8 protein-coding genes and 1 tRNA gene are annotated in these 11,795 nt (G+C 64.1%); 4 read left to right on the top strand and 5 right to left on the bottom strand.

Annotated features, from left to right (window positions below; all coding sequences use genetic code 11):
- The first annotated feature begins 47 nt into the window (after positions 1 to 47).
- The 4 genes from WBP06_RS14475 (at position 48) to WBP06_RS14460 (ending at position 5,542) form a co-directional block, all read left to right on the top strand.
- Positions 48 to 1,595 carry a tryptophan halogenase family protein gene (locus WBP06_RS14475; RefSeq protein WP_395329139.1) on the top strand — a complete coding sequence of 516 codons (1,548 nt, stop codon included), beginning with the start codon at positions 48 to 50 and terminating at the stop codon, positions 1,593 to 1,595.
- A gap of 8 nt (positions 1,596 to 1,603) precedes the next feature.
- Entirely contained in the window at positions 1,604 to 4,054 is a 2,451-nt protein-coding gene (locus WBP06_RS14470; RefSeq protein WP_395329137.1) for a glycoside hydrolase family 3 N-terminal domain-containing protein, read from the top strand.
- Positions 4,055 to 4,077: 23 nt separating this feature from the next.
- Positions 4,078 to 5,304, top strand: a complete 1,227-nt coding sequence (locus WBP06_RS14465; protein ID WP_395329134.1) for an alpha-galactosidase — start codon at positions 4,078 to 4,080, stop codon at positions 5,302 to 5,304.
- A gap of 164 nt (positions 5,305 to 5,468) precedes the next feature.
- Positions 5,469 to 5,542, top strand: a tRNA-Gly gene (locus WBP06_RS14460).
- A 23-nt stretch (positions 5,543 to 5,565) separates the two neighbouring features.
- On the opposite strand, the gene WBP06_RS14455 is transcribed toward WBP06_RS14460, so the two are convergent.
- From WBP06_RS14455 to WBP06_RS14435, 5 genes are read right to left on the bottom strand one after another with little or no spacing between them, the layout of a single operon-like run.
- Complete coding sequence (locus tag WBP06_RS14455; protein WP_395329131.1) at positions 5,566 to 6,015, bottom strand: response regulator; 450 nt, start codon at positions 6,013 to 6,015, stop codon at positions 5,566 to 5,568.
- Positions 6,002 to 7,177: an ATP-binding protein gene (locus WBP06_RS14450; RefSeq protein ID WP_395329128.1), complete on the bottom strand. Its 1,176-nt coding sequence runs from the start codon at positions 7,175 to 7,177 to the stop codon at positions 6,002 to 6,004. The genes WBP06_RS14455 and WBP06_RS14450 overlap by 14 nt, the downstream gene beginning before the upstream one ends.
- The gene (locus WBP06_RS14445; protein ID WP_395329126.1) at positions 7,174 to 7,836 is read right to left on the bottom strand and encodes a chemotaxis protein CheB; all 663 of its coding nucleotides are present in this window, start codon (positions 7,834 to 7,836) and stop codon (positions 7,174 to 7,176) included. Before WBP06_RS14445 ends, WBP06_RS14450 begins: the two co-directional genes overlap by 4 nt.
- A complete protein-coding gene (locus WBP06_RS14440) occupies positions 7,829 to 8,785 on the bottom strand; it encodes a CheR family methyltransferase (RefSeq protein ID WP_395329123.1) in 957 nt (318 codons plus the stop codon). Before WBP06_RS14440 ends, WBP06_RS14445 begins: the two co-directional genes overlap by 8 nt.
- Entirely contained in the window at positions 8,782 to 11,784 is a 3,003-nt protein-coding gene (locus WBP06_RS14435; protein WP_395329120.1) for a response regulator, read from the bottom strand. Before WBP06_RS14435 ends, WBP06_RS14440 begins: the two co-directional genes overlap by 4 nt.
- Between the last annotated feature and the right edge of the window lie 11 nt (positions 11,785 to 11,795).

Genomic DNA, 11,795 nt, shown 5'->3' with positions numbered 1-11,795 from the left:
GCATCGGTGAGGTTTACAGCCTAACAAGCTTGCCGGGAGAGTAAGCCATGGCAAACGAACCGATTCGTTCGATCCTGATCGTCGGCGGCGGCACCGCCGGCTGGATGGCGGCCAACCTGCTGGCAACGCGCCTGCGCCGCCTGCCCATCGAAATTACCCTGGTCGAAAGCCCCGACATCCGCACCGTCGGCGTGGGCGAGGCGACGGTTCCCGCGATCCGCGACTACTTCAAGGCCATCGGCGTGACCGAGGCCGAAGTGATGCAGGCGTCGCAGGGCACCGTGAAGCTGGGCATCGAATTCCGCGACTGGCTGCGCCCCGGAACCAGCTTCTTCCACCCCTTTGGCCGCTATGGCGTCGATGCCTTTTCGGTGCCGTTCCACCAGTACTGGCTGAAGCGTCACATGGCGGGCGACCAGACGCCGCTGTCCGAATATTGCCTGCCCACGCAGGCGGCGATGCGCAACCTGATGCTGCTGCCGCCCGAACAGCCCGCCAACGACCTGGGCGTGTTCGACTGGGCGATCCATTTCGATGCCGGCCTGTTCGCCCGCTTCCTGTCGCAGCGCGCGCGCGATCTGCTGGGCGTGCGCCATGTCGAAGGCACGATCTCCGGTGCCGATCGCAACGGTGAGAACGGCCGTATCGCCTCGGTCACGCTGAGCGACGGGCGCGTGCTGGAGGCCGACCTTTTCGTCGACTGCTCCGGTTTCCGCAGCCTGCTGCTGGGCCAGACGCTGGACGTTCCCTACGAAGACTGGACGCATCTCCTGCCGTGCGACCGTGCCGTGGCCATGCCCTGCACCCACGGGGATGCTTTCACGCCCTATACCCGCAGCACCGCCCGCTCCGCCGGCTGGCAATGGCGCATTCCGCTGCAGCATCGCGTCGGCAACGGCTACGTCTATTCCAGTCGCCACATTTCCGACGACGAAGCGACCGCCACGCTGATCGCCAGCCTTGAGGGCGAGGCGCTGGCAGAGCCCAACATGCTGCGCTTCCGCACCGGGCACCGCACCAAGGTGTGGGAGAAGAACTGCGTTGCGCTGGGGCTGGCGGCAGGCTTCCTGGAGCCGCTGGAATCGACCTCGATCGTCCTGATCCAGAGCGGGATCGAGCGTCTGCTCGCCCATTTCCCCGATCGCGATTTCGATCCCACGCTGGCGGACGAGTTCAACCGCATCACCGCGCTGGAATATGCGCGCATCCGCGACTTTCTTTTGCTGCACTACTGGGGCGGGCAGCGGGATGAGGCGATGTGGCAGGAATGCCGCGCGCTCGACCTGCCGGAAACGCTGGCGCAGCGCATCCGCACTTATCAGGGTTCGGGCAAGCTGCCGCGCTTCGAATGGGATTCGTTCCAGGCGCCCAGTTGGCTGTCGATGTTCGCCGGTTTCGATATTTTGCCGCGGCGGTACGACCCGCTGGCCGATCAGTTTTCCAACCAGGAACTGGCCGGATCCTTCGAGCAGATGCGCGCCGCTATCGCCCGTGCCGTGGGGCAGGCCGCCACGCATGAAGAGTTCATTGCAGGGACTTGCGCGGCGTCTGCTGCGCAATATGCTGCGCCCCAATCCGCGCTACACTCCGCCTAGGAAAACCGATGCGACTGACGCTTTCCCTTCTTGCCCTGTCCTGCGCCGCCGTTCCGTTCGCCGCGGCATCGGCTGACGCGCCGTTGCCTGCGGCCGCCACCGCGCATCCCGAACTCTGGCCCAAGGCCAAGAGCGTCGGCCTGGTCGATCCGGAGACCGAGGCGAAGATCACCAAGATGATGGCCGAGATGTCGGTGCGCGAGAAAGTCGGGCAGATGATCCAGCCCAGCATCGCCTCGATGAAGCCGGAAGAACTGCGCGAATATCCGGTCGGCTCGATCCTGGGCGGCGGCAACGATCCGCCGCTTTCGGGCAACGATCGTGGCCCCGCCAGCGACTGGATCGCCACCGCCGAAGCCTTCCGCCAGGTCTCGATCGAGAAACGCCCCGGCCACGTGCCGATCCCGGTGATCTTCGGCATGGATTCGGTCCACGGCAACTCCAACGTCTTCGGCGCCACGATTTTCCCGCACAACGTCGGCCTTGGCGCGATGCGCGATCCGGCACTGATGGAGAAGATCGGGCAGGTCACCGCTGCCGAAAGCGCCGCCTCCGGCTTCGACTGGGCCTTCGGTCCCACCGTCACCGTGCCGCAGGACGATCGCTGGGGCCGCGCCTACGAAGGCTATTCGGAACGGCCGGAGATCACCCGCGAATATTCCGCCGCGATGGTGCGCGGGCTTCAGGGTGTGCCGGGCAAGAGCCGCATCCAGAACGGCAATGTCGCCGCATCGATCAAGCACTTCCTCGCCGACGGCGGCACTCATGGCGGTATCGACCAAGGCGATGCGCAAGTCCCCGAGAAGGACCTGATCGAGCTGCACGTGCCCGGTTACGTCAGCGGCATCGATGCCGGGGCGATGACGGTGATGGCCAGCTTCTCCTCGTGGAACGGGGTCAAGAACCACGGCAACAAGACGCTGCTGACCGACGTGCTGAAGGGCCGTCTGGGCTTCGAAGGCTTCACCGTGGGCGACTGGAATGCGCATGGCCAGATCCCCGGCTGCACCAACGGCAATTGCCCGCAGACGTTCAACGCCGGTCTCGACATGGCGATGGTGCCGAACGACTGGAAGGACCTGTTCAACAACACGCTGAAGCAGGTTCAGGACGGCACGATCCCGATGGCGCGCGTGGACGATGCGGTGCGCCGCATCCTGCGCGTGAAGTTCAAGCTGGGCCTGTTCGATCCGGCCCGCCCCTATGAGCACCGCACCGAACTCGGCACGCCCGAACATCGCGCGGTGGCGCGTCAGGCGGCGGCGGAATCGCTGGTGCTGCTGAAGAACAACGGCGCCCTGCTGCCGATCAAGCCGGGCCAAAAGGTGCTCGTCACCGGCACCCATGCCGACGATATCGGCATGCAGACCGGCGGTTGGACGATGTCGTGGCAGGGCACCGGCAACACCAATGCCGACTTCCCCGGTGCCACCTCGATCTGGGGCGGCTTGAAGACCGCGATCGAGGCAGCGGGCGGCACCGCCACGCTGAGTGCGGACGGCAAGGTGACGGGGACGAAGCCCGATGTCGCCGTCGTCGTCTTCGGTGAGACGCCTTATGCCGAAATGGTCGGCGATATCTCCACGCTGGAATTCCAGCCGGGCGACAAGCAGGCGCTGGCGCAGCTGAAGGCGCTGAAGGCGGCCGGCATCCCGGTGGTCTCGGTGTTCATCTCCGGCCGCGCGCTCTGGGTGAATCCGGAAATCAACCAGTCCGACGCTTTCGTCGCCGCCTTCCTGCCCGGTTCGGAAGGTGAGGGGCTTGCCGATGTGCTGGTCGCCAGGAAGGACGGCACGCCGAACAAGGATTTCCGCGGCAAGCTCAGCTATTCCTGGCCGAAGAACGCCGGCCAGTTCGCCAACAATGTCGGCCAGCCGGGTTACGATCCGCAGTTCGCCTATGGCTATGGCCTGACCTACAAGGACAAGACCTCGGTCCCGCAGTTGAGCGAAGTGGCCGGGCTCGATGCCTCGCTGTCCAACGTCTCGGTCTACTACTTGCCGGGCAAGGTGCTGACGCCGTGGAAACTCGCCACGGGCGGTGCGGTCGCGGTGAAGAACGTCGACGGCGGCGGCACGCAGGAAGGTGCGCGCCAGTTCAGCTTCTCCGGCCCCGGCGAAGTGCGCATCGAAGGGCCGACGGTCGATCTCAATCGTCAGAGCAACGCCATGCTCAGCCTGCGCATCGACTACCGTGTCGACGCCCAAGGTTCGGGGGCGGGCGCCGCTGCGCCGAAGCTGGGCGTGGGTGAGACTTTCGTCGATGGCGGCAAGGTCTTCACCGCCGCGCCGGGTCAGTGGGCCAGCGTCAAGGTTTCGCTGTCCTGCTTCGCCAAGGCCGGTGCGGACATGACGAAGATTTCGCGTCCCTTCGTGCTGCAAGGCAATGCGGGCCAGACGATCTCCGTCTCCACCGTCAAGCTCGATGCCGATCCCACCGGCGCGATCTGCCCGAACTAAGCATTAAAGAGAGAATCCCCACCATGTCGCGTTTCGCGAAGATCGCCGCGCTCGTCCTGAGCCTTGCTCCTCTGGCGCTTACCAATCCGGCGTTGGCCGATGAGGTCGACCAGAACCGCCTGCCCCCCTCGCAGGACCCGACGCGCGTGGCCAACGGCCTGGCCCAGACCCCGCCGATGGGGTGGAACAGCTGGAACAAGTTCGCCTGTAACATCTCGGAAAAGACGATCCGCGAAACGGCGGATGCGATCGTCTCCACCGGCATGAAGGATGCGGGCTACAACTATCTTGTCGTCGATGATTGCTGGCATGGCGAGCGCGATGCCAAGGGCTTCATCACCGCCAATGCCAAGGCCTTCCCCTCGGGCATCAAGGCCACGGCCGACTACGTGCACTCCAAGGGGCTGAAGTTCGGCATCTATTCGGACGCCGGCACCAAGACCTGCGGCGGCCGCCCGGGCAGCCAGGGGCACGAGTATCAGGACGCGATCACCTATGCGTCGTGGGGCGTCGATTACCTGAAGTACGACTGGTGCAGCACCGGCAGCCGCAATGCGGAGGAAGCCTATGCGCTAATGTCCGACGCGCTGCGCTCCACCGGGCGTGAAGTGCTGCTCTCGCTGTGCGAATGGGGCACCAACAAGCCGTGGCTCTGGGCCTCGAAGATCGGCAACATCTGGCGCACCACGGGCGACATTACCGACAAGTGGTCGGGCAAGCACGGCTATGCGCTGGGTATGCTCGATATCGTCGACCTGAACGAGCCGCTGTGGCCCTATGCCGCGCCGGGCCACTGGAACGATCCGGACATGCTGGAAGTCGGCAACGGCGGCATGACCACCACCGAATACCGCAGCCATTTCTCGCTCTGGGCAATGATGGCCTCGCCGCTGATCGCCGGCAACGATGTCGCGAACATGAGTGCGGATACCAAGGCGATCCTTCTCAACAAGGACGTGATCGCGGTCGATCAGGACAAGCTGGGCCGCCAGGGTCGCCGTATTGCCAAGGACGGCAACGGCGAGGTCTGGGTCCGCACCCTGGCCGACGGCAAGCGCGCCGCACTGCTGTTCAACCGGGGCGAGACGCCGGTGAAGCTGACGGTGACCTGGGCGCAGCTGGACTATCCGGCAGGCCAGTCGCTCAAGCTGCGCGACCTTTGGGCGCACCGCGACCTTGGCGCGATGAAAGGCAGTTATTCGGCCGAAGTCGAACCCCACGGTGTGGTCATGGTGACCCTCACGCCCTGAGGGTCTGGCCTGAAGTTTCGAATGGATTCAAAGATCCACCCTTGCCCGGTTCGATGCGCTCGAACCGGGCTTTTTCATGCCCGCTGCCGGTAAATATCGGCGCCGCGCGTATTGACGGAATGCGCGTCGGCGTGGCAATGGCTCGCTTCTGGCCAAGCGCCGGCGCGGGTGTAGCTCAATGGTAGAGCAGCAGCTTCCCAAGCTGAATACGGGGGTTCGATTCCCCTCACCCGCTCCAACATCTTCTTGCGAAAATCGGGTTCACAGCGGCAGGCGGCTGGTCGTGCTCCAGAAGCTGACCACGTCGTGCAGGGCTTCGGCATATTTGCGGCCGTTGAAAGGCTTCACCACATAGCAGCTGGCGTGCCGCTCGTAGCATTCGCGGATGTCGTTCGGCGATTCCGACGAGGTGAACATCACCACCGGAATGTGCCGCAGCCGGGCGTCGGCCTTGACGGTGGCGAGCAGTTCCTTGCCGTCCATCCGCGGCATGTTGATGTCCAGCAGGATCAACTGGGGGATCGGCGGCAGGTCGCCGCCCGAACCGGCGGCGCCGTCCGCGCCGGGTTCGGGGCGCAGCATTTCCAGCGCCTGCACGCCATCATGGGCGATGGTCAGCGAACAGGGCTGTTCGGCGGATTTCAACGCGCGCTCCGTCATCTCCACGTCGCCTTCGTTGTCCTCCACGATCAGGATCTTAAATGGCTTCATGATGGCCGGCCTCCTTGTTTGGGAGCGTGAAATGGAAGGTGGTGCCCTGGCCGGGCGCCGAGGTGAAATCGATGTCCCCGCCGCAGAGCTGGATGAACTTGCGGCAGGTGGAGAGGCCGATGCCGGTGCCGGGATAGTCTTCCTTGCGGTGCAGGCGCTGGAAGATGGTGAAGATCCGCGCGCGGAAGCCTTCATCGATGCCGATGCCGTTGTCCTTCACCGAAAATCGCCAGAATGGCCCCTGTCTTGCGGCAGAGATGGTTATCTCAGGCGGCTGATTGCCGTTCTGGAACTTCAGGGCATTGCCGATCAGGTTCTGGAACAGCACGCGGATCAGCGTCGAACTGGTTTCGAGACGGGGCAGCGGGGCATAGGTGACCCGCGCGCCGCTGCTTTCGATCAGATCTTCGAATTCGATGAGGATTTCGGCGAGGATCGCCTCGCAATCGACCTCTTCCAGCGCGATCTCTTCCCGCCCCACGCGGGAGAACGTCAGGATGTCGCTGATCATCTTCTGCATGCGCCGGGCATTGTCGAGGATGAAGTTCAGGTATCGCTTGCCGCCTTCGCCCAGGCTTTCGTCCGAACTTTCGGCCAGCAGACCGGCGAAGGCGTTCATCATGCGCACGGGTTCCTGCATGTCGTGCGAACAGATGTACGCGAACCGCTCCAGTTCCTCGTTCGATTGCGACAGGATGGCGTTCAGGTGCAGGATCTGCTGCCGCTGCACATAGAGGTCCAGATAGACCTTCACCTTGCTCTTCAGGATGTCGGGATTGATCGGCTTGAAGATGTAGTCCACCGCACCGATCTCGGCCGCCTTGGAGGCATATTTGTCCTCCTTGGAAATGGCCGTCACGAAGATGATCGGCACGCCGGCCATGCTTTCGTGTTCCTGCATCAGCATGGCGGTTTCGAACCCGTCCATCTCCGGCATCTGCACGTCGAGCAGGACGATGGCGAAATCGTGCCGCAGCACCAGCGAAAGCGCCTCGTTGCCCGATGCCGCCTTGAAGATGTCCGCCTGCAGCGGCTTCAGCACTTTTTCGGTGGCCAGCAGGTTTTCCCAGCGATCGTCCACCAACAGGATCTTCGGGCGGAGTTCCGTCCGGGGCATGGGGCCGGCGGCTTGCAGGGTGCTGCCAAGGGTTGCGGTCGTCATGCCCGGTGTTCCTTTGAACTGGCTTTCGACTTGGCCTTGGGCCCGGCCTTGGACTCGGCCTTCGTGATCGCGGGGGGCGATGGGGTATCGCTGCCCAGCCGACCCAGCAGCGCGGCGATGTCGGACAAGGGCAGAACGTCGTCCACCGGCCCGGCATCCAGCGCGGCACGAGGCATGGAGGGGGATTCGGCGGTGGCCGGATCCTGGACGATGGTGCGCCCGCCGCGCGCGCGGATATATTGCAGGCCGCTTGCCCCATCGCGGTTGGCGCCCGTCAGCACCACGCCGATCAGTCCCGGGCCGAACGTATCCGCCGCGCTTTCGAACAGCGGGTCGATGGCAGGGCGACAGTAATTGACCTTCTCGTCGACCGAGAGGCTGAGGCTGCGGTCGGGCTCCACCAGCAGGTGATAGCCGGCGGGCGAGACATAGACGGTGCCGCCCAGAAAGTCCGACTTGTCCTCCGCCTCGGTGACGGCAAGCTTGCAGTCCTTCGCGAATATTTCGGCCAGATAGCCGGTGGAACTGGGGTCGATGTGCTGGACCACGGCCATGCGCAGGCCGAACCGTGCGGGCAGGGCGGACAGCAGCGATTTCAGCGCCTGGATTCCGCCGGCGGATGCCCCCAGCACCACGGCTTCGTAACGCGGTTCAACCATGGGCGACCAGTCCCCGCTTCTTGTAGATTCTCTGTCGGCCATCCAGCGCATCGTATTGGGGCCGCACGGCCGAGAAGTTCAGGCTCTCCTTGGCGCCCAGGCACAGATAGCCGCCGTGGCGCAGGGAATCGTTGAACAAGTGCAGCACCTGTTCCTGCAGGGTCTTGTCGAAATAGATCAGCACGTTGCGGCAGGTGATCAGGTTCATCTCGCCGAACACGCCGTCGCTCACCAGATTGTGGTAGGAGAAGGTGATCCGTTCGCGCAGGAATCCCTTGATCCGCGCATAGCCGTAGCTTGAACTGTAGTAGTCCGAGAATTCGCCGCGCCCGCCCGCCTGGCGGTAGTTCTCGGCATAGCTGGCCATCGCCCGCGCCGGGTAGATTCCCTTTTGCGCGATATCGAGCGAATCCTTGTTGAAATCGGTGGCGTAGAGGCGCGCGCGGTCCAGAAAGCCTTCCTCGTGCAGCAGGATTGCCAGCGAATAGACTTCCTCTCCGGTGGCGCAGCCCGCGCACCAGATCTTGATGAAGGGATAGGTCTTGAACACCGGGATCAGGCGTTCGCGGATCGCGCGGTAACAGGGTGGATCGCGGAACATCTCCGTCACGGTGACCGACATGTACCGCAGCAGCCTGTCGAAGAAGCCCTGATCGTGCATCACGCGCGGGAGGAGTTCGCTGAAGTGCTTCATGCCGGCCGCGCGCCGCGCCTGATCCAGCCGGCGGCGGATGGAGGCGTGCGAATAATGCGTGAAATCGTAGCTCCAGCGGCGGCGGATCGCTTCAAGTACAAGGGCGATCTCCATCGCTTCGACATCCTCGCGCGGGGGCTGCGTGCCTGCCGGAGCAAGGGTCTGGCCCTCGCTCCAAGGCTCCGGTCCGGCGTCCGGAACGTCCTCCGCCGGCTGCGGGCGGGCGCGGGCGATGGGGGTGAATTTCAGTTTCACGCCGCCTTCTCCTGGCGGAACAGCCAGACCCGCAGCAGCGTCAGCAGCCTGTCTATGTCGACCGGCTTCGTCATGTAGTCGTTGGCGCCGGCATTCATGCAGTGGTCGACTTCTTCCGGCATGGCGCGCGCCGTCAGCGCGATGATCGGCACGCCATCCCATTCGCGATTGCGGCGGATTTCGCGCATCGCCTGATAGCCGTCCATCACCGGCATCATGATGTCCATGATCACCAGTTCGATGCCCCTGTTTTCGCGCAGCTTTTCGAGCGCCATCTGGCCGTTGTCCGCGATCACCAGATTGAGGTTGTGCTTCTTCAGCACTTTCGAAAGCGCGAAGGTGTTGCGCATGTCGTCATCCACCAGCAGCACGGTGCGGTTCTTCAGCGTCAGGTCCGGGTCGTGGTGCATCCGGATCAGGGCCTGCTGGTCGTCGGACAGGCTGGATTCGACGCTGTGCAGGAACAGGGTGACTTCATCCAGCAGGCGCTCGGACGAAGAGGCGCCCTTGATCACGATGCTTTCGGTGTAGTGGGCGAGGTTGCGGTTCTCCTCCTCGGTCAGATCGCGCGCGGTGTGGACGATGATCGGCGGGCGTCCGTCCTCCCCGATCAGTCCTTCCGCCTTTTCCAGCCATTCGAAGCCGGTCATGTCCGGCAGGCTGAGGTCCAGGATCACGCAGTCGAAGGCCTGCTGCCTCATCCGGGTCAGCGCGCCGGCGCCGGTTTCGGCAACGCTGATCTCGATGTTCTTCTGCGTCAGCAGGGTGCGGATCGCGGTCTGGGTGGCGCGGTCGTCCTCGATCAGCAGAACCCGCTTGATCTCTGCATGAAGCAAGGTTTCTATCCGCGTGAAGGCGGTATCGATGTCCTCTTCGGCCACGGGCTTGGCAAGGAAGCCCATGGCCCCCTTGCGAAGGGGGGCCATGGGCTCGACATCCTCGACCCCGGAAATGATGTGCACGGGAATGTGCCGCGTGCGCAGCGCGTGTTTCAGCTGATCGAGCACGACCAGCCCGCCGATATCGGGCAGACGCAAGTCCAGCAGGATCGCGGTGACGGGATATTCGGCGGCCATGACCAGACCGCTCTTGCCGTCTCCGGCGGCCAGCACCTTGTAGCCGCGCTTGTGCGCCGTCTTCATCAGGATCCGCGCGAAGACGGGATCGTCCTCCACGATCAGCAGCACGCGGTCGCCGGGATGGATCGCCAGCCGATCGTCGTCGATGAAGCGCCGCACCGGCGTGCGTTCGGCGGAGGCGTCCGCTGGCGGCACGGTCAGCGCGGCGGCCGGCGATGGGGCGATCAGCGGGGCGGACAGCGGGGCGGACAGGCCGGTCCGGCCGATGGGAAGGAACAGCGTGAAGGTGGATCCCTGGCCCTTCACGCTCTGCACGTGGATTTCGCCGCCCAGCACTTGTGCGAACTTGCGGGCGATCGTCAGGCCCAGCCCGGTGCCGCCGTAATGGCGATCGATAGAGCCGTCTTCCTGTTGGAAAGCCTCGAATATGTCCTTGAGCTTGCTTTCCTCTATGCCGATGCCCGTGTCGGTCACCGCAAGCGCGATCGTGCCCGCGGGGTCGAGATCCGCGCGCTGCAGCGTCTCGCCCGCCAGAACCCGCCGCAGCGAGAGCGTGACCGCGCCCTGCTCCGTGAACTTGAAGGCGTTGGACAGCAGGTTCTTCATGATCTGCTCGACCCGTTGGGTGTCGGTGTCGATGCGCGCGGGCAGGGCGGGATCGCATTCGATGCGGAAGGCGACGCCCTTGTCCTGCGCCACGCGTTCGAACCCTTGCTGCAGGCGGCCGACGATCGCATCGACCGGGGTATCCTCGGCAACGATGGTGATCTTGCCGGCTTCCACTTTCGACAGGTCGAGGATGTCGTTGATCAGGTTCAGCAGTTCCAGCCCGCCGCTGTGGATGACGCGGGCTTCCTCGATCTGTTCGTCCGTCAGGTTGCCCGTCTCGTTGGCGGCAAGACTGCGCGAAAGGATCAGCAGCGAATTGAGCGGCGTGCGCAGTTCGTGGCTCATGTTGGCCAGGAATTCGGACTTGTACTTGGAGGATTGCTCCACCTCGCGCACTTTCTGTTCGATCAGGCGCTTGGCCTCTTCCAGATCGCGGGACTGGGCGCGGATACGCTCGTTCTGTTCCTCCAGCGCGCTGGTCTTTTCCTCCAGCTCCTCGTTCGAAACCTCGATTTCCTCGTTGGAGGCCTTGAGTTCCTCCTGCTGCATCTTCAGCTCTTCCTCGCGCTTCTCCAGTTCCTGCGTGTAGAGCAACTGCAGGGCCTGCGTGCGGGCGCGGTTGCGCTGATAGAGCCAGACGGCGATGATGATGCCGAAGTACGAGACCAGGGTAATGCTGCCCATCAGCCACTTGTTGTGATCGAGGTTGGCGGCATCCACTTCCTGCCGTTGCATCAGCAGGTGTTCTTCCTCCGCAGTCATGATCGAAAGCTGTTCGCGCACCCGCGCCATCAGCGCATTGCCGTGGGCCAGGTTGGCTTCCGCTGCCTCCGCCGTTTCCCCGGACTGGGCTTCGCGTGTCTTGATGGTGGTTGCCAGATGGTCCAGCAGCGCCCGGCTGCGGATGTCGAGTTCGTCGAGATTGGCCTGCTGCGATGGATTGTCGGCGGTCAGGGTGCGCAGCAGTGCCTGTTCCTGCCGGATGGACCGATGCATCGGCGTACGCGCATCGTTCGGCCGGGCGCTTCGCCCGTCGCGCAAGGCATCGCGATAGGTCTGGAGAAAGTCCGGATTTCCGGTGACGACATAGCCGGGCTGGGACGCTGTCGCGCTTTCGTAGAGATCGCGCAAAAGCGATATGTGCCGGCGGACCGTGTAAGTATGGTCGACCCAGCCACGAGCGCGGGTGAGCGCGGCGTCCTGCATCGCGAACATCAGCGCCGCCAGCAGGAAGGCGGCGGTCACTACACCGATGGCAATGCCCGTGGCATGGCGGGCGAAAAGGTTTTCCCTTGGCGGCGCGGGCGTCATGGGCATCTCTT

Origin of the sequence: Novosphingobium mississippiense, from assembly GCF_044029535.1 — a bacterium.
Taxonomy (GTDB): Bacteria; Pseudomonadota; Alphaproteobacteria; order Sphingomonadales; family Sphingomonadaceae; genus Novosphingobium.
Note: the sequence above shows the minus strand (reverse complement) of the source record. Positions and strands in the feature narration are given on the sequence as shown.

Excerpts from the sequence above, each read along its gene's own strand:
- WBP06_RS14475 (WP_395329139.1), top strand. The coding sequence starts at position 48 with ATGGCAAACGAACCGATTCGTTCGATCCTGATCGTCGGCGGCGGCACC.
- WBP06_RS14470 (WP_395329137.1), top strand. The coding sequence starts at position 1,604 with ATGCGACTGACGCTTTCCCTTCTTGCCCTGTCCTGCGCCGCCGTTCCG.
- WBP06_RS14465 (WP_395329134.1), top strand. The coding sequence starts at position 4,078 with ATGTCGCGTTTCGCGAAGATCGCCGCGCTCGTCCTGAGCCTTGCTCCT.
- WBP06_RS14455 (WP_395329131.1), bottom strand. The coding sequence starts at position 6,015 with ATGAAGCCATTTAAGATCCTGATCGTGGAGGACAACGAAGGCGACGTG.
- WBP06_RS14450 (WP_395329128.1), bottom strand. The coding sequence starts at position 7,177 with ATGACGACCGCAACCCTTGGCAGCACCCTGCAAGCCGCCGGCCCCATG.
- WBP06_RS14445 (WP_395329126.1), bottom strand. The coding sequence starts at position 7,836 with ATGGTTGAACCGCGTTACGAAGCCGTGGTGCTGGGGGCATCCGCCGGC.
- WBP06_RS14435 (WP_395329120.1), bottom strand. The coding sequence starts at position 11,784 with ATGACGCCCGCGCCGCCAAGGGAAAACCTTTTCGCCCGCCATGCCACG.